The 20,629-nt window shown below is 63.7% G+C and carries 22 protein-coding genes; 13 read left to right on the top strand and 9 right to left on the bottom strand.

Features of this window, described 5'->3' with window-relative positions; translation table 11 throughout:
• Window positions 1-93: 93 nt before the first annotated feature.
• A complete protein-coding gene (gene lysA / locus KIT02_RS10815; RefSeq protein WP_297577683.1) occupies window positions 94-1,422 on the top strand; it encodes a diaminopimelate decarboxylase in 1,329 nt (442 codons plus the stop codon).
• A gap of 101 nt (window positions 1,423-1,523) precedes the next feature.
• Here the strand turns inward: lysA and KIT02_RS10810 are convergent, their stop codons facing one another.
• Both KIT02_RS10810 and KIT02_RS10805 read right to left on the bottom strand, forming a co-directional pair.
• Window positions 1,524-1,931: a response regulator gene (locus tag KIT02_RS10810; RefSeq protein ID WP_297577682.1), complete on the bottom strand. Its 408-nt coding sequence runs from the start codon at window positions 1,929-1,931 to the stop codon at window positions 1,524-1,526.
• 9 nt (window positions 1,932-1,940) lie between these two features.
• Window positions 1,941-2,900 carry an MJ0042-type zinc finger domain-containing protein gene (locus KIT02_RS10805; RefSeq protein WP_297577681.1) on the bottom strand — a complete coding sequence of 320 codons (960 nt, stop codon included), beginning with the start codon at window positions 2,898-2,900 and terminating at the stop codon, window positions 1,941-1,943.
• Window positions 2,901-3,108: 208 nt separating this feature from the next.
• Between KIT02_RS10805 and ftsE the strand changes: the two genes are divergently transcribed.
• The 4 genes from ftsE (at window position 3,109) to KIT02_RS10785 (ending at window position 6,124) form a co-directional block, all read left to right on the top strand.
• Window positions 3,109-3,771, top strand: coding sequence for a cell division ATP-binding protein FtsE (gene ftsE, locus KIT02_RS10800; protein WP_297577680.1), 663 nt, complete (start codon window positions 3,109-3,111; stop codon window positions 3,769-3,771).
• Window positions 3,764-4,693, top strand: a complete 930-nt coding sequence (locus KIT02_RS10795) for an ABC transporter permease (protein ID WP_297577679.1) — start codon at window positions 3,764-3,766, stop codon at window positions 4,691-4,693. Before ftsE ends, KIT02_RS10795 begins: the two co-directional genes overlap by 8 nt.
• A 142-nt stretch (window positions 4,694-4,835) precedes the next feature.
• Window positions 4,836-5,639, top strand: a complete 804-nt coding sequence (locus KIT02_RS10790) for a lysophospholipid acyltransferase family protein (RefSeq protein ID WP_297577678.1) — start codon at window positions 4,836-4,838, stop codon at window positions 5,637-5,639.
• A 125-nt stretch (window positions 5,640-5,764) separates the two neighbouring features.
• The gene (locus tag KIT02_RS10785) at window positions 5,765-6,124 is read left to right on the top strand and encodes a hypothetical protein (RefSeq protein WP_297577677.1); all 360 of its coding nucleotides are present in this window, start codon (window positions 5,765-5,767) and stop codon (window positions 6,122-6,124) included.
• An 8-nt stretch (window positions 6,125-6,132) separates the two neighbouring features.
• Here KIT02_RS10785 and KIT02_RS10780 read toward each other — a convergent pair whose 3' ends face one another.
• Complete coding sequence (locus KIT02_RS10780; RefSeq protein ID WP_297577676.1) at window positions 6,133-6,696, bottom strand: gamma-glutamylcyclotransferase; 564 nt, start codon at window positions 6,694-6,696, stop codon at window positions 6,133-6,135.
• Between the two features lie 149 nt (window positions 6,697-6,845).
• Between KIT02_RS10780 and KIT02_RS10775 the strand changes: the two genes are divergently transcribed.
• Window positions 6,846-7,817: a DUF2125 domain-containing protein gene (locus KIT02_RS10775; RefSeq protein ID WP_297577675.1), complete on the top strand. Its 972-nt coding sequence runs from the start codon at window positions 6,846-6,848 to the stop codon at window positions 7,815-7,817.
• Here the strand turns inward: KIT02_RS10775 and KIT02_RS10770 are convergent.
• The 3 genes from KIT02_RS10770 to KIT02_RS10760 form a co-directional block, all read right to left on the bottom strand.
• Window positions 7,814-8,785 (bottom strand): prephenate/arogenate dehydrogenase family protein, encoded by a 972-nt coding sequence (locus KIT02_RS10770; protein ID WP_297577674.1) that lies wholly within the window; start codon window positions 8,783-8,785, stop codon window positions 7,814-7,816. The two genes, KIT02_RS10775 and KIT02_RS10770, sit on opposite strands and share 4 nt — an antisense overlap.
• Window positions 8,782-9,876 (bottom strand): histidinol-phosphate transaminase, encoded by a 1,095-nt coding sequence (hisC, locus tag KIT02_RS10765; RefSeq protein WP_297577673.1) that lies wholly within the window; start codon window positions 9,874-9,876, stop codon window positions 8,782-8,784. Before hisC ends, KIT02_RS10770 begins: the two co-directional genes overlap by 4 nt.
• A 76-nt stretch (window positions 9,877-9,952) precedes the next feature.
• Window positions 9,953-10,708, bottom strand: a complete 756-nt coding sequence (locus tag KIT02_RS10760) for a methyltransferase domain-containing protein (RefSeq protein ID WP_297577672.1) — start codon at window positions 10,706-10,708, stop codon at window positions 9,953-9,955.
• 76 nt (window positions 10,709-10,784) lie between these two features.
• Here KIT02_RS10760 and gloB point away from each other — a divergent pair, with 76 nt between their 5' ends.
• Window positions 10,785-11,552, top strand: a complete 768-nt coding sequence (gene gloB / locus KIT02_RS10755; RefSeq protein ID WP_297577671.1) for a hydroxyacylglutathione hydrolase — start codon at window positions 10,785-10,787, stop codon at window positions 11,550-11,552.
• A 160-nt stretch (window positions 11,553-11,712) separates the two neighbouring features.
• A complete protein-coding gene (locus tag KIT02_RS10750) occupies window positions 11,713-11,973 on the top strand; it encodes a hypothetical protein (protein ID WP_297577670.1) in 261 nt (86 codons plus the stop codon).
• 13 nt (window positions 11,974-11,986) lie between these two features.
• Here the strand turns inward: KIT02_RS10750 and KIT02_RS10745 are convergent, their stop codons facing one another.
• From KIT02_RS10745 to rpmB, 3 genes are all read right to left on the bottom strand, one after another.
• A complete protein-coding gene (locus KIT02_RS10745; protein ID WP_297577669.1) occupies window positions 11,987-12,436 on the bottom strand; it encodes a hypothetical protein in 450 nt (149 codons plus the stop codon).
• A 67-nt stretch (window positions 12,437-12,503) separates the two neighbouring features.
• On the bottom strand, window positions 12,504-13,139 hold the full coding sequence (locus KIT02_RS10740; RefSeq protein WP_297577668.1) for a queuosine precursor transporter: 636 nt from the start codon (window positions 13,137-13,139) through the stop codon (window positions 12,504-12,506).
• A gap of 197 nt (window positions 13,140-13,336) precedes the next feature.
• The gene (gene rpmB, locus KIT02_RS10735; protein WP_297577667.1) at window positions 13,337-13,621 is read right to left on the bottom strand and encodes a 50S ribosomal protein L28; all 285 of its coding nucleotides are present in this window, start codon (window positions 13,619-13,621) and stop codon (window positions 13,337-13,339) included.
• 233 nt (window positions 13,622-13,854) lie between these two features.
• Here rpmB and KIT02_RS10730 point away from each other — a divergent pair, with 233 nt between their 5' ends.
• The 5 genes from KIT02_RS10730 to KIT02_RS10710 all read left to right on the top strand — a co-directional run bounded on the left by KIT02_RS10730 (window position 13,855) and on the right by KIT02_RS10710 (window position 20,417).
• Window positions 13,855-14,631, top strand: coding sequence for a DUF3108 domain-containing protein (locus KIT02_RS10730; protein ID WP_297577666.1), 777 nt, complete (start codon window positions 13,855-13,857; stop codon window positions 14,629-14,631).
• A 993-nt stretch (window positions 14,632-15,624) separates the two neighbouring features.
• Complete coding sequence (locus KIT02_RS10725; RefSeq protein WP_297577665.1) at window positions 15,625-18,579, top strand: helicase-related protein; 2,955 nt, start codon at window positions 15,625-15,627, stop codon at window positions 18,577-18,579.
• 3 nt (window positions 18,580-18,582) lie between these two features.
• Window positions 18,583-18,990: an RNA-binding S4 domain-containing protein gene (locus tag KIT02_RS10720; protein WP_297577664.1), complete on the top strand. Its 408-nt coding sequence runs from the start codon at window positions 18,583-18,585 to the stop codon at window positions 18,988-18,990.
• 155 nt (window positions 18,991-19,145) lie between these two features.
• Window positions 19,146-19,484: a ferredoxin FdxA gene (fdxA, locus tag KIT02_RS10715; protein ID WP_297577663.1), complete on the top strand. Its 339-nt coding sequence runs from the start codon at window positions 19,146-19,148 to the stop codon at window positions 19,482-19,484.
• Window positions 19,485-19,850: 366 nt separating this feature from the next.
• Complete coding sequence (locus KIT02_RS10710; protein ID WP_297577662.1) at window positions 19,851-20,417, top strand: CarD family transcriptional regulator; 567 nt, start codon at window positions 19,851-19,853, stop codon at window positions 20,415-20,417.
• Window positions 20,418-20,629: the final 212 nt, after the last annotated feature.

Here is a 20,629-nt window from a genome sequence, read left to right as displayed (position 1 = left end):
CTTAGGGAAATAGCCCAAACACCACCCATACTCGGTGTCATTCCGGCAAGGGCCGGAATCCATGCGCTGCGCTCTCCGCACACCGTCGTGCGGATGGCGTTGAATCTGGATCCCGGTCTGCGCCGGGATGGCCCGCAATTGGCAGAATATCGGGAAAAGACCTTGGTTCACCACTTTCACCACCGCGACGGCGTGCTCTTTGCCGAAGACGTCGATCTGAGTGCATTGGCCGACACGGTCGGCACGCCATTCTATGTCTATTCCAGTGCGACCCTGCGCCGGCATGTACGCGTTGTCCGGGAGGCCTTCGAGGGCATTCCGACGCTGATCGCCTATGCGATGAAGGCCAATTCCAACCAGGCGGTGCTCAAGCTCATGGCGGCCGAAGGCTGCGGCGCCGACGTGGTGTCGGGGGGCGAACTGGCGCGGGCGCTGGCGGCGGGGATTGCGCCGGAAAAAATCGTCTTCTCGGGCGTGGCCAAGACCATGGCAGAGATGCGCCAGGGGCTCGCGGCCGGCATCAAGTGCTTCAATGTCGAAAGTGAGCCCGAGCTCGAGCGGCTGTCGCTGGTGGCGGACGAAATGAGGCTGACGGCGCGTGTCTCGGTGCGCATCAATCCCGATGTCGACGCGCGCACCCATGCCAAGATTTCGACCGGCAAGTCCGATAACAAGTTCGGCATCTCCTACAAGCGCGCCCATGAAGTCTATCGCCGCATTGCCGAGTTGCCGGGTCTCGAAGCGGTGGGCGTGGACATGCATATCGGCAGCCAGATCACCGATCTCGAGCCGTTCGGCAACGCCTTTGGCCTCATGGCCGAACTGGTTTCTGCCCTCAAGGCCGATGGCCATAGAATCGAGCATGTCGATGTCGGCGGCGGGCTGGGCATTCCCTATAATCACGATGTGGATGCGCCCCCGGCGCCGGAAGCCTATGCCGCGGTGGTGCGCGACAAGGTGGGGCAGCTGGGCTGTTCGCTGGTCATCGAGCCGGGGCGGCTTCTGGTCGGCAATGCCGGGATCATGGTGACGAGCGTCGAATATGTGAAGGAGGGCGACTCCAACTTCATCATCGTCGATGCGGCCATGAACGATCTTATTCGCCCCACGCTCTACGAAGCCCATCACGACATCCAGCCGGTTGTGGCCTCGAACCTGCCGCCGATCACCGGGGACATTGTCGGGCCGGTCTGCGAAACAGGGGACTATCTGGCGCGCGGCCGCACCATTGCCGGGGTCAAGCAGGGCGACCGGCTGGCGATCATGAGCGGCGGGGCCTATGGCGCCGTCATGGCCTCGACCTACAATTCCCGGCCGCTGATCCCCGAAGTGCTGGTGGATGGCGACAAATGGCACGTGGTCAGGCCGCGCAAGCCCATCGAAGAGCTTATCGCACTCGATAGCGTGCCGGACTGGGTTTAGAGCTCTCGTTCTGATTGAATCAGAACGAGAGCTCTAAGTTGTTGAATGGTCACGTTTTCGAACCAGAAAAGTGGTGCCCACTTTTCTTGAAAACGCTTTAACTATTGCGGAGAGCGGTGGGCCAGGGGCACCACCTCGACCGGACGCCCGGCCAGCGCGTCGTCGACCTTGGCCAGCAGATCGGCAAGGGTGAAGGGCTTGGGCAGGACGTCGTAGATCAGCGCATCAAGGCCATGGGCCCGTTCGCGCTGGTCGGCAAAGCCGGTCATCAGCAGAATGGTGACATCGGGAAAGCGCGCGCCGACATGCAGGGCAAGGGCGATCCCGTCCATCACCGGCATCTTGATATCGCTGAGCAGCAGGTCAAAACGGCCGTCCTGTGCATCCATGGTCTCGGCAGCCAGCCCGCCATCTTCCTCGGCAACGACCTCATGGCCCTTGAAACCCAGGGCGCTGACCACGAAGGCGCGAACTGAGGGATCGTCCTCGGCGACAAGAATACGGGCCATGGTACGCTCCTAGTGGTGTGCGGCGGCAGCCGGTGCCTGGTGAGCCTCCGGATGGTCCTGTTGGTCAGAAATGGGTTCTGCCGGTGTCTCCGGCAAGACGGGTTGAGCCGTTTTGGTCTCATCGGCGCTGGTCGCGGTCCCGCTATGGCGCCCGCTGCCCGCGCCGCCGGTAAAGCTCAGGCGAACGGTGGTTGCCTGGCTGGGGGGCAGGGTGAGGCGGGTGTCAAAGGTAGCGCGCTCGCCCACCATCAGGTCGGCGACGCTGGGGGTGACGCTCCATTCATAGACCGGCATGCCCTGATCATCGAGCAGGCTGATGACCACCGGGGGCACCTTGACCGGCCTCGGGGAGATACCGACGATCTGTGCCGACACGGTCAGCACTTCATTGCCAGCGGAAAGGGCGCGCTGCGATTGCAGGGCCGCAAATTCGAGGCCCATGACATTGGTTGCAAGCCCGATCGAGCCGTAGAGACCCGCCAGGTCCGGATAGCGCGTCACAAGCTCGTAGCGGCCGAAATAGCCAAGTGCGATCAATCCAGCCAGGCCAAGGGCGGCGACAATGCGTGCGGCCCGGCGCAGGCGCGCCACCGGCAGGGTTGAGAACAAGGCATTCTGGCGACGGGAAAAGGCCTTCTGGCGTTTGCGCAACTCGCTGTCGTCGGTCATGGCCGACGGGAGCGGCAAGGGCGCTCTGGCCGTGTCCGGTATTGGCGCGCGCGGCTGATCCAGCGCATTGCTGCGCAGGGCCTGTTCCGCCGCAAAAAGGCCCGCCTCGCTCGCCAGGGCCTTGTCCATTTCCTCTTCAGACCTGGCGTCGAACAGGCGATCGGGATCGTCGTCGTCTTCGCTGGGGGTCTGCTGCCAGGCCCTGTTGCAATGGGCACACTGCACCTTGCGACCTGCCGAGCCGATGGCCTCGTAGGTCACCTGGTACTTGGTCTGACAATGCGGGCAGGTGATGATCATCAGGCCGGACGGATTGGGACAGGTTGTCCGACACTAGCGGGGTGGGGTTAAAACTCCTCAAACCGGGTGCCGGTCAAATTTGTGCCGCTTTCTCCCGCCCAATCGCCTGCTCGTGAGCGGCGCGCCTGCTGCGCTGCTATGATGCGCGGAACGGCTGATTCGTCGGCCGGTGCGCCACAACGGTCCGGGCAACGGGGAGCATTTGTTCTTGATCGAATTTTCCGATGTGGGGCTCAGATACGGGCATGGCCCGGAAATCCTCAAAGACCTCTCGTTCGCCATCGAGCCGGGTTCATTCCATTTCCTCACCGGGCCGTCGGGGGCGGGCAAGACCAGCCTGTTGCGGCTATTGCTCCTTTCGCTCAAGCCGACGCGCGGGCGCGTCACCATGTTCGGCGAGGATGTGGGCAATCTCGACCGGGACAGCCTGTTGCAGATGCGACGCCATATCGGCATCGTGTTCCAGGAATTTCGGCTGCTCGATCATCTGACAACATTCGAGAATGTCGCCCTGCCGCTGCGCGTGCTGGGCCAGGCAGAGGCCGAATATCGGCCAAACGTCACCGAACTGCTCGAATGGGTCGGGCTGGGCGAGCGGATGCACGCCCTGCCGACACTGCTGTCCGGCGGCGAGAAACAGCGCGCCGCCATTGCCCGCGCGGTGATCGCCCGGCCAAAAATCCTCCTCGCGGACGAACCGACCGGTAATGTCGATCCGGACCTGTCGAGCCGTCTGGTCCACCTGTTTGCAGAGCTCAACCGGACGCTGGGCATGACCATCATCCTGGCCACGCACGAATTGCCGCTGCTCGACCGGTTTTCCTATCCCCGGATGGTGCTCGAAAAGGGGGAGTTGTCGATCCATGCTTGAGACCTGGCTCAGACGCCTCACGCCCCGGCGGGGCGGTGCTCCCATCGTGCCGGAGAAGAGCGTGGCGGGACGGACCCTGCTGCTGCTCGTGACCATCATGGCGTTTCTGTCGGCGGTGACGCTTGGCGGCGTGGTGCTGGTGCAGAAATCGGCCATTGCCTGGTCTGCCGATGTCGGGCGGGAACTGACCATCCAGATTCGCCCGGTAGAGGGCGAAGTGATGGAATCCAACCTGCGCACGGCGGTGTCGCTGGCCCAGGCGACACCGGGCGTTTCCGGCGCGCGGGCGCTGACCATCGAGGAGAGCCAGGCGCTGCTCGAGCCCTGGCTGGGTGCCGGGCTCGATCTGTCGGCCATTGCCATTCCGCGCCTCGTCGTGGTGCAACTGGCCGATCCGGTCGATGCCGATATCGAGCAATTGCAGCGCAATCTCGAAGCCATCAACGGGGCGAGCCTGGACACGCACGCCGCCTGGCGGCAGCAGCTCAACACCATGGCGGGAACCGTGGTTCTCTCCGGCATGCTGGTTCTGGGGCTGATCGGTGTCGCCACGGTGCTGGCCATCATTTTCGCGACACGCGGGGCCATGGCCTCCAACCGCGAGATCGTCGACGTGCTGCACTTTATCGGGGCCTCCAACCGGTTCATCGCTGGTGAGTTTCAGGGGCGCTTCCTGTCGATCGGCCTGCAGGGCGGGCTGCTGGGTGCCATCCTGGCGGTGCTGTTCTTTGCCCTGATCAGCACGGCCGCCGGCAGTGTCCTGCCCAGCGAGGCCAATGCACAGGTGGGCGTCCTGTTCGGGCGGTTCCTGCTGGGCTGGGACGGCACGATCGGAATCTTGGCCATTGTCCCGGTCATGGCGGTGCTGACCGCAGTCACCTCTCGCACGACCGTGCGGCGGTATCTGAGCGAAGCGTCCTAGGCGGAGCTTCGCAAGGCCCCCGAATGGCGTAGTTTCGTATCGGGGGAGTGAGCCCACCTCTCCCGGGACCGCTCTGAAACCTCGCCAAGCGCTCCCGCTGCGGTTATGAATGGCAAAAGCGCCAAAAGGCGCGGGGGAGCCTATGCCGATCAAGTCCGCCGTCCAGGCCGTTCGTACCGCGGTCTTCTATCTGGTTTTCCTGGGGCAGACCGTCATTCTGGCCATCATTGCGGGCACGATCGGCATTCTGGCCGGCCGGACCCGGCTCGGCTGGGCCGTTGCGCGCTATTGGTGCTGGTCCAATGTGCAGTTTCTCCGCGGGCTGACCGGCATGGGCACCCATGTCGAAGGGGAAGAGAACATTCCCCCCGGCGGCTGCATCATCGCGTCCAAGCACCAGTCGGACTGGGATATCTTCGCCATATTCCCCCATACCGGCCGCCCGGCCTATATCGCCAAGAAGGAGTTGATGCGTATCCCCTTCTTCGGCTGGGCCGCGCGCTCGCTCGACTGCATCGAGGTCGACCGGCAGAAGGGCGCGGAAGCCATTCCCGAAATGCTTGCTCAGGCAAAGGCGGCCATCGATCGCGGTTGCCGGATCGTCATCTATCCCGAGGGCACGCGCAAGGCGCCCCTGGCACCGCCAGAATACCGGCAGGGGATCGTGCGGCTCTATAGCGAGCTCAATGTGCCGGTCGTGCCGGTGGCGCTCAATTCCGGGCTCTATTGGGGCCGGAACAGCCTCGTCATCTGGCCGGGCGTGGCGCGTGCCCGGTTCCTGCCGCCCATCGAGCCAGGCCTTGCGCCGGACGTGTTCACCGAAAGGCTCAAGGCCGCGATCGAGCCCGAATCAACCCGGCTGTCGCTGGAGGCCATAGATGCCGGCTATGACCGGCCCATGAGCCCGGCCCTGCAGGCCCGCGTTGATGCCGCACGGCAGGCCTGACTATCAATATATTGACGGAATAGCCGAACAAGACCATACATCTAGTGTTATGCCGTGGGGTGGCTTGACGATGGATACAATTTGTTCTATTTTTGTTCTTCTTCTGGGGACGCAGGGGATGAGACATGCAGACCAGTGAACACAAGGCTCTGACACGGCAGCCCGGCCGCCGGGCAACCTGGATCGGGCGTTCGGGACGTAGCTTCTCGCTGGCCGGCGAAGTGTTCACCAGCTTTGGCATGGAGACGGGCGGGCTTTATCTCGTGGCCAAGGGCAGCAATGTGCTTTGGGTCGGATCCACCGACGATCTTGTCGCCGATCCGGTGAGCCGCACCCGCTTCCGGCTTGCCCTGTCCTGTGGGGATCGGGCCTTCAGAGTGGATGGCGTGGACCTGGCCGGGGACCGGCTGGCGACCATCTGGGATCTGGAGGGTGCCGCGCCGCAGGGCGCGCTGCATGTCCTGACACCCCAAAAGGCGGCTTGAGATCCAGCTTAGCTGGCCAATATGTCCTGAGCTTCGAGCTGGGCGGCAATGCGCATCAGGGCGCGATCGGAGATGCCCAGCGTTTCGAGATGGCGCGCGGTATTGACCACATAGTCCACATTGCGCCCCGAAATACCCACGCCTGCGCGGATCATGGCGACCTGCTGGTCGATGCTGAGGGCCCCCGCGAACTGTTCGTGACTTTCGTCCACCACATAGGTCAGAGCCTCGATGCGCCTTCCATCGGCAAGGGTGACCGGCCGGGTGACGTCGCGATAGACCGAGGTGACCAGTTCGCGTGCATCAAGATAGGCGCGCACCGCCGGCCAATTGCCGTCATCGACTTCGAACGCCATGCCACGGCATGAGCCGCCCCGGGTCAGGCCGAAGACAAGGCCCGGCTGTTCACGGGTGCCGCGATGGTGATGGGAGACGATCGACAGCGAACGGTGTGCTCCGCGCAGCAAGGCCAGTTGCGCGTGGCGGTATTGGAAGCCGGGGTTCCAGATCAGCGAACCATAGCCAAAAACCCACTGGGTCTTTTTCTCAGGGCTGTCGGTGGAAAATGCCATAACTCGACCCAGAACTCCGAATAAGGCTCGCCTCGACCGCATTTGTTGCGGCGGATCGGCAGCCAGTGTGTCCGGGGCGAGGTTTACTGGGAATGAACGCGGCCATCAAACCGCTTCTGACGTCGCGCCGGCGCAGGTAAGAAGGCAGTATGAAAAAGCGAATCATCATCCTTGGCGCGGTCGTGGGCCTGGTCGTTGTGCTGTGGACGGGCGGCTGGTTTTTCCTCGCCGGCATGGTCCGGCAGCAGGTGGAGGCCCTGGCGCTGGCCGATGGTGAATCTAGCCCGCAGCTGGTCTGCGGCCGGCTCGACATTGGCGGCTTTCCCTTCCGCTTCGATCTCGATTGTGCCGAGGCGAGCCTTGTCACGGGCGATATGCTGGTCACCGTGCCCTCCATTCGCGCCAGCGTCATGGTCTATCGCCCCAATCACGTCCTGGCATCGGCGCATGGTCCGGTGCAGCTCGCCGATGCCTTTACCGGCCTCGCCCAGGCGGTGAACTGGCAGAGTCTCGAAGCAAGCCTGCGGATCGAGAACTGGCGCATCGCACGGATGTCGACCGTTGCCGATGGGGTCGAATGGACCGATGCCCTGTTTGGGTCCTCGCTTATCGCGGCCATCCCGCATGTCGAATTGCACCTGCTCGACATTCCCGAGCAACACGATGCCGAGGCAGGGCGGTCGGCGCTTGCCGCCTATCTGCGGGCCAATGACGTCGAGGCGCCGGGCCTGCAACTGGCCCCGACCCTGGCCGAGGCGGAGCTTGAAATCACCGGCCTGCCAGATGATGTCCGCAACTGGGGGCAGGCGCCGCTCCTTCAGGACTGGCAGCAGGCCGGCGGCGTTCTGCGCATCGTCGGCATAAGGGCCAATGACGGCAGTGCCGATCTCAATGCCAGCGGTGAACTGGCGCTGGACCCGGCGGGTTATCCCACGGGCGCGATTACCGTGGATTCCCTGGGCGTCGCCGAACGGATCGGGCCATTCCTCGAGGAGCCCTGGCGGACACTGGTGCTGGGCGTGCCCGGCGCCGATGGGCGCCATGCCAATCAGCTCAATTTTGCCGGCGGTGGCATTTCGTCCGGCCTGGTGCCGATCGCGGCGGTGCCCGCCCTGTTCTAGGCGTCGTCGCCGCCACCATGCTCGCGGACAAAGCCGGTATCGACTGCCGGCGGCGCTTCGTGCGGGCGCCCGAAGTCGGGAGCGGACGAATCCTGGCCCGCATCGATGATCGAGCGGCGAATGGCCCGCGTCCGGGTGAAAAGGGCTTCCAGCGCCGGGCCGTCTCCGACCCGCACGGCCCGCTGCAGGACGGAAAGGTCTTCGAGGAACCGTCCCAGCATTTCCATGACAGCATCGCGGTTGGTGAGGAACACGTCACGCCACATCACCGGATCGGACGCGGCAATGCGGGTGAAATCTCGGAAGCCGCCTGCGGAAAACTTGATCACTTCCGACTTCGTCACATTGCCCAGATCATCCGCCGTGCCCACGATATTGTAGGCAATAAGGTGTGGCACATGACTGGTAATGGCCACGACAAGATCGTGGTGGGCGGCGTCCATCAGTTCGACATTGGAGCCAAGACCCTTCCAGAACGCCACCAGCCTATCGACCGCGGCGCGATCCACATCGGGTTCGGGCGTTAGCATGCACCAGCGGCCGGTAAACAGTTCTGCAAAACCGGCCGAAGGCCCGGAATGTTCGGTGCCGGCCATGGGGTGGCCCGGAATGAAATGCACGCCTTCCGGCACCAGAGGCCCTACGACCTCGTGGACATGGCGCTTCACCGAACCCACATCGGAAAGGATGGCGCCGGGTTCCAGGGCAGGGCCGATGGCCCGGGCCAGATCGGCATAGGCCCCGACGGGGGCGCAGAGAATGACAAGGTCCGCGCCGCGCACGGCCTCGGCAGGGTCAAGCGTATAGATATCGCCCAGGCCCAGTTCACGGGCTTCATCGAGCGTTTCCTGGCGCCGCGTGGCAATGGAGATGACTTCCACCAGTCCCTGCCGTTTTGCCGCCAGGGCAATGGAGGAGCCGATGAGCCCGATGCCGATCAGCGCCAGCTTGCGAAAATGTACGCTCATTGCACTTTGTCCATGGAAGTGAGGATGCCGGCCACGGCGCGCATGGCGTCTTCGGAGCCGATGGAGATGCGCAGGCCGTTTTCGATGCCATAGGAGACGCCGATCTCGCGCACGATATAGCCGGCCTCGGCCAGTGTCGAAAATGCCCGGGCCGCGTCCTCAGGGGTTTCGAACAGCACCATGACGAAATTGGCCTGGCTGGGCAGGACCCGCATGCGGTTGCCGGCCAGTTCCGCCGTGAGCCATTCGCGCCAATGGGCATTGTGCTGCCGGAGGCTTTCGGTGAAAGCCACGTCGCGCGTTGCGGCGGCGCCGGCCAATTGCGCCGGCAGATTGACGTTGAACGGCCCGCGGATGCGATGGATGGCGTCGATCACATGGCCGGGCCCGACCATCCAGCCGATACGGGCCGCAGCCAGCCCCATCTTGGAAAAGGTGCGGACCATGACGACATTGTCCGTCTCGCGCACCAGATCAATCCCGGTGCTGTAATCGGCCGCGGTGACATATTCGGCATAGGCGCTGTCGATGACGAGAAGGATGTCGGGCCTGAGGCCGGCATGCAGCCGCCGGACTTCGGCGTCGGACAGATAGGTGCCGGTGGGATTGTTGGGGTTTGCCAGCCAGATCACCCTGGTGCGTTCCGTCACGGACGCAAGCAGGGCGTCGACATCGGCGCGGTATTCGGTTTCCTCGACCATGACGATATTGGCGCCGGTGGCCTTGGTGATGATCGGATAGACCGAAAAGCCGTAGCAGTTCATCAGCGCGTCGTCGCCTTCGCCGAGATAGATCTGGGCGAGCAGGTGCAGCAGGTCATCCGAGCCATTGCCGCAGACAATGCTGGCCGGATCGATGCCATGGACTTCACCCAGGGCTTCGCGCAGCAGCCGGGACGAGCCTTCGGGATAGATTTCGAGATGTTCGGCGGCGGCGGCAAAGGCCGCAATGGCCTTGGGACTGGCGCCGAGCGGGGATTCATTGGCCGAAAGCTTGATCGAGTGGGCGCCCGGCTTGCCGGACTTGCCCGGCAGATAGGGGGCGATATCGAGAATTCCGGGCTGCGGCTGGGGGCGCTTGCGGTCGGTCATGGAAGTCTGCTGTCTGAGGCGGAAAATCGCGGGGACCATATGCAAAGCAGGGCGCAAAGGCAAAGAGCTTGTGCGCTCAGGCGTTGCGTGCGGTGGCGGTGCTCATGCCGGGCAGGCGGACATAGCGTTCGGCCCGCTTGCGGCGGGGGACTGCGGGAAAGGCTTCCTTTCGCGCCCGCACGCAGATGACGCCACTCATGGCGGGGCCCAGCAGCCGTCCGAAGCGCTCGAAGAAGCGCGTCGATTTCAGCACCAGGCTCGACTGGAAGGGCGGCAGGAACAGCGCGTCGCGCCAGGCTTCGGGCACGAAGGAATGATCGCGCAGCAGCTTTTCCAGCTGCCCGCCCGAATAGGGATTGCCCTGACCGAAGGGCGTGTTGTCGCGCTGCGCCCAGATGCCCCGGCGGCGCGGCACGACCAGAATCAGATGGCCATTGGGCGCGGTGATGCGCCAGAGCTCGCGCATCAGTTCCTCGGCATCGGCGATGTGTTCCAGCGTGTGAACGGCCAGGGTCAGATCAATGGCCGCATCGGTCAGCGGCATTTCCAGGGGATCGCAGAGCACCGTGCAAGACGGGCCTTCGCGCGGCCAGGCCGAGGCACCCTGCCGGCCCGGCATGAAGGCCAGAACCCGCTCCGCCGGCTTCAGCGCGAACCGCAGATAGGGGGTGGCAAAGCCCAGGCCCAGAACGCGCTTGCCGGTGACATCGCCGGCCAGATGCATGACCTGCTCGCGCACCAAAGCGCGGGAAATACGCCCGAGCGGAGATTTGTAGAAGCCGATGAGGCGCGAGACGTCGCTGGTCATGGCCAGACCTTGCCAAAGTGCCATCAACTTGTCCATTTCGCCGGTTGCCATTGCCGGGCACCGTGCCTAGCCTGCGCTCGTTGATTGAAGGAGTATTGCCTTGGCCCTGATCGTGGATGTCTTTCCCGCTCGCAGCGACAATTTCGGATATCTGGCGCATGACGAGGCCAGTGGCCGAACCGCTGCCATCGATGCGCCCGAGGCCGGCCCGATCAAGGCGGCGCTGGCGCGGCGCGGCTGGACGCTCACCGACATCCTGATTACCCACCACCACATCGACCACGTCGAGGCCATTGCCGAGCTCAAGTCTGCATCGGGGGCGCGCGTCGTGGGGCCCGCCGCCGAGGCGGACAAGATCGAGGAACTGGACGAGCTGGTGGGCGACGGCGACGTCGTGGAACTGGGAGATACGCGTTTCGACGTCTTGGCGACGCCCGGTCACACGCTGGGGCATGTGGTGTTTCACGATTCGGTCGGCGGGCATCTGTTTTCGGCCGATGCGCTGTTTTCACTTGGGGTGGGGCGGATGTTCGAGGGCACGCCGGGGCCGATGTGGGCGGGGCTCGAGCGGTTGCGGGCCTTGCCGGACGCGACGCTGGTCTATTGCGGGCACGAATATACCGAGAGCAATGCGCGGTTTGCGCTCTCCATCGATCCCGAAAATGCGGCGCTGAAAAAGCGGGCGGAAGAGGTCAAGTCCTTGCGGGAGCAGGGGAAACCGACCATTCCCTTTCCGCTCGGCGAGGACAAACTGGCCAATCCATTCCTGCGCGCCGATGCCCCGGAACTGGCTGAGCATTATGGGCTCACCGGGGCCGATCCGGCGGAGGTTTTCGCCGCCATTCGCAAGGGCAAGGATAACTTCTGAGCCGGGCTAGGCGTTCACTTTCTCTGTGAACTGATCGTCACCAGGGATCGAATTTCGTTAACAGACTGTTACCATCTGGCATGGCGCTTGCTGCCATAGTGTCAGATTGCCGGTCATGCTGTGCCATTTCGGGACAGCGCGGCGCAGAATGGTACGGTCGATGCGAAAGCTGGAGCAGATCAGGACAGGAGAGATCGGGGTGCCCGTCGCGCTCGATGCGCCTGCGCCGCGACCGTCCCTGGCGCGCTCCGCGCCCATGGCAGCTTTTGTCAGCCAGATCATCGCCACGCGGGAATTGCATGTGGTGCGTCGGCCGGGCCAGGCCGGACCGCAGCAAGTGGCGGTGAATGCCTATGGCCGGGGCGCGCGGATCAGCGAGCGGCGGATGCCGCTGGGTTATCGCAAGACTAAGATCGTCTGATCCGCACGGGCAGTCAGGTCATCGACACATCGCGGCTGGCGCTGGTGATGGAGACGGTAAAGCCGGCGACCACGTCGATCAGGCTCATCACCATGAGCAGGAAGAAGACCGAGCTGGAGGCCGCGCCGACCAGCAGGAACTCCACCAGAAACGCGACGAAGACCAGCATGGACAGCATGTGCTCGACGATCGAGCTGCGGGCGGTGTTGGTCGATTTCAGCACTTCGAAGAACAACAGAATGATGCCGACCACGAGCAGGAAATCGCCCGCAGTGATGGCCCAGGGCATGCCCGAGGGCATGGGCAGGGCGAACATGCCGAAGGCCCAATTGGCCGGATTGCCGCCGAAGAACAGGAAAACGATGAGGTTGTAGGCCAGGAACGGAAAGACCAGCAGCGGCACGAAGAAGGTGCCGCGGCGGCGCGGTGCGGGGTTCCCGGGTAAGACAACGGTCTCGGTCATGCAAAGCCTCCGGCAGGTGAGGCCACCATGCCAGAGGAATTGGATGCACGAAAGAGCCTGCCCGGCGTCAGGCCGTGGCGGGCAGGCGGCGCAGCACGAGGTCGCGGACGCTCTTGTAGGGAGCGAGCATCAGCACGGCCATGACCAGCTTGACGAGGAAATCGCCCAAAGCCAGCGACTGCCAGAGCTCGACTTCGGCGCCTACGCCCAGGAGCGGGGCCGGGAAGGCGAGGGACGAATCCTCCATGCCGAAGGCGGCATCAATGCCGGCAAAGGCCGGGGCCATGGCGAGAGAAAAGAAGATGACCGTATCGAGCGCCGAGGAGACCAGCGAGGAGAACATCGGTGCGTGCCACCAGGCGCCATCGCGCAGGCGATGGAAGATGGAGACATCAAGCAATTGCGCGACGAGGAAGGCGGTGCCCGAGGCGATGGCGATGCGCGGCGTTGCCAGCCAGATGGAGAGCACGACCGCGACGCAGAAACCGGCGACCACCACGAGCCGCGCCTTTTGCGGGCCGAAGGCGCGGTTGGAGAGATCGGTCACGAGGAAGGCGATCGGATAGGTGAAGGCGCCCCAGGTCAGGATGTCGCCAATATGGACGGCGCCCAGGGTGAAATCGACCGGAAACTGAACAAGGACATTGGAGGCGGCGACCACGGCCACCATGGCGGCGACGGCCACCAGAAAACGAGACAGCATCTGACTGTACCTTTGTTTGCCGCTGACCGGCAAAAGACCGGGGCGGAGGTTGTGCAATGGCGGCGCCATTGTCGGGTCAAGCCCGAGGGCGACGGCCGGTAGGCGATCGGATGACGCAGATTATAAGCGCCGTTCCAAAAAACAAAACCGCGTGGCAGTTGCCTACCACGCGGTCAAATTCGGTAGAGGAAAACCGCTTAGCCGGCGAGGGCGGCGCGGACTTCCTTCTTGATACCCAGGGCCAGGGGGCTCAGGTCGGCATCATCCTGCTTGAGCAGGAAGGCGTCCAGGCCACCACGGTGCTCGACCGTGCGCAGGGCGGAAGTGGTGATGCGCAGCTTGACCGGACGATTGAGGGCGTCCGAGATCAGCGTGACATTGACCAGATTGGGGAGAAAACGGCGGCGGGTGCGGTTGAGGGCGTGCGAAACATTGTTGCCCATCATAACGCCCTTGCCGGTCAGTTCGCAGCGACGTGCCATGATTGTAGATCCTGTTTGTGTAAAGGTCCTGCGTGGCGGGGAAGTCCGCAACGGGCCTCATTTGTCATGAAATCTGGCGGCTCTTTAGAGAAAGAGGCCCGTCCCGTCAAGCCAAAGGGCCGTTTTGAGGGCCGTGAATGCCTTGCCAGCGCCCAAAGGCATGGGCAGGTTTGATCGAACCCACTGATTCGTCCGGCGCCAGGCCGCCGGTTCACCCGAGACGAGTTGACGCCGTGATCCGTTCCACCCTCGCCGCCACTGCCCTTGTCCTAAGCCTTACGCAAGTCGCGATGGCACAGGTCGACGCCAAGTTCAATTATGTGCTGACGCTGGGTGGTCTCAATGTGGCGCTGATGGAAGTCGGGCTGACAGACGATGGCAGACGCTATGGCCTCGACCTCAGCGCCAATGTCACCGGGGTCGGCTCGGTGGTGGCCAGCGGCACGGCCAAGGCCTCCGTGCGGGGCAGTTCGGCCGGCGCGAGCCTGGTTTCGGAGAGCTTTGCGCTCGAAACCCGCGCCAATGGCGAGGTGTTCACCGCCGAAGTCGGTTTTTCCGGCCGCGCTGTCAGCACCTTTCAGGTCAACCCGCCGATCGTCGATACCGGGGACCGCGTTCCAATCGAACGCAGCCAGTTGAGCGGGGTGGGCGACTTCATTTCCGCCTTCGTGCTCAAGGGCAGTGCGCTCGACCGGAGCCTGTGTGAAAAGCGCGCCTCCATCTTTACCGGTGTCGAGCGCTTCAACATCGAGATGGGTTTTCTCGATACCGATGAGGCGACATCGCCCCGCACCGGCTATCAGGGGCCGCTCGTGGCCTGTTCGCTGCGCTACCGGCCGATCTCGGGACATTTCGCCAGCTCGGAAATGACCACTTATCTGGCCGAGAGCAGCCGCATGGTCCTGTGGTATGCGCCGCTGGGCCAGACCGGCTACTACGTGCCCTATCGTGTGATCGTCGGTACCTCGATGGGCGATCTCTCCATGATCCTGGTCGGCATGCGCGAATAGGCAGGCTGCGCGTCAAACACAGCGCCCCCGGCCCCTGTCCCAAAACCGGACGGTCAAAAGGTTTTTTGCCAATTTTATGAGCCCGACCGCCGGGCGCGCCGGGGTGCGCGCGTTAACGTCTCGGCTCCGCGCAGAAAAATTCTGGCAGCGTTTCGCTAAGAAAGTGCCGAGGCGCCCGCAAATTTACCCCCTGTTAGCCTCTGTGAACGGTTTCGGGCTCCAATGAGGCGCGCCGGGCGGGTGATTGTGGCTGCGTGCCGCCATTGCCACCAGATGATGGGGGAGAACAAAGCCGCATTGTGCTGACTGCCCCGATTCTGTCCCTGTTCGTTCCGGGTTTGGTTCATGGGTTAACGCGCGGCTGCGCGGACGTCGCGATCTGCGCCGGAATGGGACGGGTGGACATATTGGGTGGTGCTGGTGTCGAGAAACCAGAGGCTCCGCTTTCTCGGGAGTGACCCAGTGGGGTGGGCGGGGCTGGAGTGGAGTGGGAGCTGCGTGACGGGTAGAGGGCGAGCCTGGGCGGCGGGTGAGATGAGGACCAGCGCTTGCGGTGGCGCGGTGTCACCTTGTGCCAGGGTGGGACGTCAACGGGCGATTTTGCCAATGGGTTGGTGCGAGGGGGCCGGATTACGGGCTGGAAAGCCTCAACGGCGAAATTATTCTGGTCGCCGCCGCCTTTACCGCGCGTTCATCTTTGCCCGCAGAACGCTGAAATTAACCCGATGGCAACCAAGTTGAATGCCCTGGCGCTCGAAAGTCCCGGCAAGACACGGTGATGCGCCGCGCTTGTGTGTCGGCGGGCGTCGTGCCCACCAGATGTGGCCGAGAACAAAACCGGATTGGGTGAGTCGCGCCGATTCGATGCTGATTTGTTCCGGTTCTGTTTCGCCCGTTAATGTCCGGGGCGGGATCGTGGCGAAATTGTGCAGGGTTGGGACAACTGGCCGGGGCCCCTCGCATGTCATCACGCGAGCGACTAAATAGGGCGGGATGACTTTCGCACACTCCCATTCGGTCAAGGCGATTCTCGGCCCGACCAATACCGGCAAGACCTATTTCGCCATCGAGCGCATGTTGGCCCATCCCACCGGGATGATCGGCCTGCCGCTGCGCCTTCTGGCGCGCGAGGTCTATCAGCGGGTGGTGGAGCGGGTCGGCGAACAGGCGGTGGCGCTGGTGACCGGCGAGGAGCGGATCGTTCCGGCCAAGCCGCGCTATTGGGTGGCGACGGTGGAAGCCATGCCCATGGATATCCATGTCGACTGCGTGGCCGTGGACGAAATCCAGACCGCCATCGACTTCGATCGCGGCCATGTCTTTACCGACAGGCTGCTCAAGGCCCGGGGCCTGCAGGAAACGCTGCTTTTGGGCTCGGCGACCATGGCCGGGGTGGTGCGCAAGCTGATCCCCCATGCCGAGATCATCGACCGGCCACGTTTCTCGCAGCTGACCTATTCGGGTTCGCGCAAAATCTCCCGCCAGCCGCCGCGCTCGGCCATCGTCGCCTTCTCGGCCCGGCAGGTCTATGCCATTGCCGAACTGATCCGCCGCGAACGGGGCGGGGCGGCGGTGGTGATGGGGGCGCTCAGCCCCCGCACGCGCAACGCCCAGGTCGATCTCTACCAGAATGGGGACGTGGATTTTCTCGTGGCCACCGATGCCATCGGCATGGGGCTGAACCTGGATATCCACCACGTCGCTTTTGCCGACGACACCAAGTTCGACGGGCATCAGAGCCGGCCGCTGACGCCGTCGGAACTGGGCCAGATCGCCGGACGGGCGGGACGCCACCGCCATAACGGCACGTTCGGGGTGACCGGCGGCACGGCCAATTTCGACGAGGAACTGGTCGTGCAGCTTGAGACGCACGACTTCGAGCCGGTGCGCCAGGTGCAATGGCGCAATTCGAACCTCAATTTCGGCTCGATCGAGGCGCTGCGCCATTCCCTCGAAATGTCGCCGCAGGATCGCACGCTGACCCGGGTGCCGGTGGCCACCGACCAGCACGCGCTCGAATTTCTGGCGCGCAACGAGGCGGCGAGCCTGGCGCGTGGTCACGATGCGGTCAAACTGCTCTGGGAATGTTGCCAGATTCCGGACTATCAGGGGATTTCACCGGCGGCGCATGGCGAAATCGTCACCCGGATTTATTCGGATTTGAGACGAATTGGATCGGTCAATGCGGACTGGATTGCCGAGCAGGTCCGGTTTTGCGACAATGGCGAGGGCGACATTGACACACTCAGTAACCGGATCAAGCAGATCCGCACCTGGACCTTTGTCGCCAATCGGAAAAACTGGCTTGAAGACCCTCTCTATTGGCGCGAAAAGACACGGGACATTGAAGATCGGCTGAGCGACGCCCTGCATGAGCGTCTCACCCAGAGATTCGTCGACCGGCGCACGAGCGTTCTGCTCCGCCACCTGAAAGACAAACGTATGGTATCTCCCGAAATCAACAGCCAAGGCGAAGTCAGGTTGGAAGGCCACCTGATCGGTACGCTCGAAGGCTTCCGCTTCACCCTGGCGCGCAATGATGGCGACGCTGATGCCAAGGGGCTGCGCGGCGCCGCCGATTCGGTCGTGGCGCCGGAGATACATCATCGTGCCGAACGATTGGCTGGTTCGCCAAATGAAGAATTTGTGTTGGCGACCGATGGCCGCCTGCGCTGGCGCGGCGAAATGGTCGCCGAACTGGCCGAGGGCGACAGCCTGTTCCGGCCGCGCATCATCATCCTGGCCGACGAGACGCTGACCGGACCGGACCTCGAAAAGGTCCAGGACCGGCTGATGCTGTGGCTGCGCCACCATATCAATACCGTGCTCGAGCCGGTGATGGCCCTGGAAGCGCCGGCCGATGTCGAGGGCACGGCGCGGGGCCTGGCCTATCAGCTCTATGAGCATCTGGGCCTGTTGCCGCGCGCCGGCGTGGCCGAAGAGGTCAAGGGGCTCGATCAGGACGTGCGCGGCAAGCTGCGCAAGCTGGGGATCAAGTTCGGCGCCTATCACATCTATGTTCCGGCTTCGCTGAAGCCGGCGCCGCGCGAACTGGCCCTGGTCCTGTTCGCGCTCAAGAATGGCGGCATCCGTCAGCCGGGCGTCACCGATATTCCCCATATCGTTTTGTCGGGCCGGACCTCGTTCCTGGTCGACCCCGAGGTCGATCCGCGGCTTTATGAGATCGCCGGGTTCAAGGTTGCGGGCAAGCGGGCGGTGCGGGTCGATATTCTCGAGCGGCTCGCCGATATCATCCGGCCGCTGATCGCGCTCGATGCCGGCCGGCCCTATCAGGGCGAATTGCCGGTGGGTGCGGCGGACGGCAATGGCTTCCGCGTCACGGTGGAAATGACCAGCCTGTTGGGTTGCTCGGGCGAGGATTTTTCCTCCATCCTGACATCGCTGGGCTATCGCGTGCGCCGCACGCCCAAGCCGGTGGAGCCGGTCGCGCCGGCCGAGGCTTCCGAGGAGGTCCAGGCGCTCGAAACGGTGCTGGAGGATAATGCAGCCACCACCGATGGTGTGGTGGAGCCCGCGGCTGTGGAAGAAGCCCCGGCAGAGCCGGTTGCCGAAGCGGTCGTAGCCGAAGGCGCGGTGGCCGACGCGGCGCCGGCCGAGGCTGCAGCGCCCGCCGAACCGCAATTCGACGAGGTGTGGTTCCCCGGCCGCCGCAATTCCGAACAGCGCCGCCACGAGCCGCGCCAGCGCCGCGACGGTGATGCCGAAGGGCAGCCGAACCGGCGCAATGAGCGGCCGCGCCATGGCAAGGGGCCGCGCCGTCCCGAGGGCGAAGATCGCGGGCATGGCGGCAAGCCGTATGCTGGCAAGGGCCGGCCCGACAAGGGGCCCCGTCCCGATCGCCGCCCGCAGCGGGAAGAGCGCAAGCCGGTTTTCGATCCCGACAGCCCCTTTGCTGCCCTGGCCGCCCTGCGCGGCAAGTCGGAGTAAGGATTGGCAGGGCCGGACACTGGCCTCCGCAAGGAGCGGCTGGACCGGTTCCTGTTCTTCTCGCGCGCGGTCAAATCCCGCACCCTGGCGCAAAAGATCATCGAAAGCGGCGCCATCCGGGTCAATTCCGAGCGCACCGAGCGCAGCGACCATAAGGTCGGGGCCGGGGACGTTCTGACCATGTCCCTGCACGGCCGGATCCTGGTCTGGCGCATTCTCGATCCCGGTACGCGCCGCGGGCCGGCCAGCGAGGCCCAGGGACTTTACGAGGACCTGTCGCCGCCGCCCGTGCCCAAAGCCGAGAAATCCCCCTATGAGGCGGCGATTGCCGAACGGCCGGCCGGGGCCGGACGTCCCACCAAGAAAGAGCGGCGCGATACGGACAGATTGCGCGTCCCGGACGAGGAATAGGCAAGTCTTTTTGAGACCGGCCCGAGATGCGCCAAACCGTCCTCCCGGACAGCCTTGCGAAGCCATGGAAAAGGGTTTAGCACCGGTCGCGTTGAGACAGGCGGCTTGACCTTCCCCAGAGGACAAGCCGCGCTTGGACGGGATCGCCGGCTAGAATGACCTATATCGTCACCGACAATTGTATCGCCTGCAAATATACCGACTGCGTGGAAGTGTGTCCGGTGGACTGCTTCTATGAAGGCGAGAACATGCTGGTGATCCATCCGGACGAATGCATCGACTGCGGTGTGTGCGAACCCGAATGTCCGGCCGAAGCGATCAAGCCCGATACTGAAAGCGGCCTGGACGACTGGCTGGCGCTCAATACCAAATATGCCGCCGAATGGCCAAACCTGACCGAGCGGCGCGATCCGCTGCCCGAGGCCAAGGACCGCGACGGCGAAACCGGCAAGCTCGAGAAGTACTTCTCGGAATCCCCGGGCGAGGGCGACTGATCGGGACTGGGTCACAAGCCTGGTGACAAGCCCCGGACGTGACTGGCAAATGTCACGATTTTGACACGCCGGCTTCTACCGGGCGCGGGGCTCGCCCTCGGCTGATTCGTTCCTTTTGATTCTGCTGAAAAATTGTGCTATGGTGTCACCATATGCAGTTGAGCCCGTCACCCAGCCCGTGCCGCAAGGCACGATTTTTTTGACAACATCGTTATGATGCATGGCGTTCCGGACAAGCGGACCCGGAACGGCCGTGGGGTTGACTGCGCATCGGTGTCCGGGGTCGGGCGCTGAACGAGTACGGAATGGCCGGTCTTTACCGCAAGGAACCAGCCATTTGGGGCGTCAACAAGGAGTTCCAGCATAATGGTAGCCAAGAAGCAGCAGCAGCGGCTCGGGTTCAAGACGGGCGAGTTCGTCGTCTACCCCGCCCATGGCGTCGGCGTAATCGTCGCCATCGAGGAGCAAGAAGTCGCCGGCCTTACTCTGGAGCTGTTCGTCATCAGCTTCGAGCAGGACAAGCTGACCCTGCGTGTACCCGTGGCCAAGATCAAGTCTGTCGGCATGCGCAAGCTGGCCGAAGAAGACGAGGTCAAGAAGGCGCTTGAAACCGTCACCGGCCGTGCCCGCGTCAAGCGCACCATGTGGTCGCGCCGCGCCCAGGAATATGAAGCCAAGATCAATTCGGGCGACCTGATCGCGATTTCCGAAGTGGTCCGCGACCTCTACCGCTCCGAAGAGCAGCCCGAGCAGTCCTATTCGGAACGCCAGCTGTTCGAACAGGCCATGGATCGCATGAGCCGTGAAATCGGTTCGGTCAAGAAGCTGACCCTCACCGAGGCCGTGCAACTGATCGAAAAGCAGCTCGCCAAGAGCCCCAAGCGGGTCAAGGCCGATGCCGCCGAAGCCGAAAGCGACGAAGAAGCCGCGTAAGCCGCTTTTATCGGAACGAGAATCGAAAAGGCCGGTGGAAACACCGGCCTTTTTTATTGGGGCGCTCGGACATTGCGTCCGTCAATCACGGTGTCATTCCCGCGAAAGCGGGAATCTTTATACTTCGCTATGCCTTGCAACGGAGGTTCCCGCTTTCGCGGGAATGACCCGGGTGGTGTGGAGCTACCTGCGCGGGCTCGGGGCGTTCACCG

The organism is Devosia sp. (genome assembly GCF_025809055.1).
In the GTDB taxonomy this organism is placed as follows: domain Bacteria; phylum Pseudomonadota; class Alphaproteobacteria; order Rhizobiales; family Devosiaceae; genus Devosia.
Note: the sequence above shows the minus strand (reverse complement) of the source record. Positions and strands in the feature narration are given on the sequence as shown.

Coding starts and splice junctions, on each gene's coding strand:
- lysA (WP_297577683.1), top strand. CDS start 94: ATGGCGTTGAATCTGGATCCCGGTCTGCGCCGGGATGGCCCGCAATTG.
- KIT02_RS10810 (WP_297577682.1), bottom strand. CDS start 1,931: ATGGCCCGTATTCTTGTCGCCGAGGACGATCCCTCAGTTCGCGCCTTC.
- KIT02_RS10805 (WP_297577681.1), bottom strand. CDS start 2,900: ATGATCATCACCTGCCCGCATTGTCAGACCAAGTACCAGGTGACCTAC.
- KIT02_RS10795 (WP_297577679.1), top strand. CDS start 3,764: ATGCTTGAGACCTGGCTCAGACGCCTCACGCCCCGGCGGGGCGGTGCT.
- KIT02_RS10790 (WP_297577678.1), top strand. CDS start 4,836: ATGCCGATCAAGTCCGCCGTCCAGGCCGTTCGTACCGCGGTCTTCTAT.
- KIT02_RS10785 (WP_297577677.1), top strand. CDS start 5,765: ATGCAGACCAGTGAACACAAGGCTCTGACACGGCAGCCCGGCCGCCGG.
- KIT02_RS10780 (WP_297577676.1), bottom strand. CDS start 6,696: ATGGCATTTTCCACCGACAGCCCTGAGAAAAAGACCCAGTGGGTTTTT.
- KIT02_RS10775 (WP_297577675.1), top strand. CDS start 6,846: ATGAAAAAGCGAATCATCATCCTTGGCGCGGTCGTGGGCCTGGTCGTT.
- KIT02_RS10770 (WP_297577674.1), bottom strand. CDS start 8,785: ATGAGCGTACATTTTCGCAAGCTGGCGCTGATCGGCATCGGGCTCATC.
- hisC (WP_297577673.1), bottom strand. CDS start 9,876: ATGACCGACCGCAAGCGCCCCCAGCCGCAGCCCGGAATTCTCGATATC.
- KIT02_RS10760 (WP_297577672.1), bottom strand. CDS start 10,708: ATGGCACTTTGGCAAGGTCTGGCCATGACCAGCGACGTCTCGCGCCTC.
- KIT02_RS10750 (WP_297577670.1), top strand. CDS start 11,713: ATGCGAAAGCTGGAGCAGATCAGGACAGGAGAGATCGGGGTGCCCGTC.
- KIT02_RS10745 (WP_297577669.1), bottom strand. CDS start 12,436: ATGACCGAGACCGTTGTCTTACCCGGGAACCCCGCACCGCGCCGCCGC.
- KIT02_RS10740 (WP_297577668.1), bottom strand. CDS start 13,139: ATGCTGTCTCGTTTTCTGGTGGCCGTCGCCGCCATGGTGGCCGTGGTC.
- rpmB (WP_297577667.1), bottom strand. CDS start 13,621: ATGGCACGTCGCTGCGAACTGACCGGCAAGGGCGTTATGATGGGCAAC.
- KIT02_RS10725 (WP_297577665.1), top strand. CDS start 15,625: ATGACTTTCGCACACTCCCATTCGGTCAAGGCGATTCTCGGCCCGACC.
- fdxA (WP_297577663.1), top strand. CDS start 19,146: ATGACCTATATCGTCACCGACAATTGTATCGCCTGCAAATATACCGAC.
- KIT02_RS10710 (WP_297577662.1), top strand. CDS start 19,851: ATGGTAGCCAAGAAGCAGCAGCAGCGGCTCGGGTTCAAGACGGGCGAG.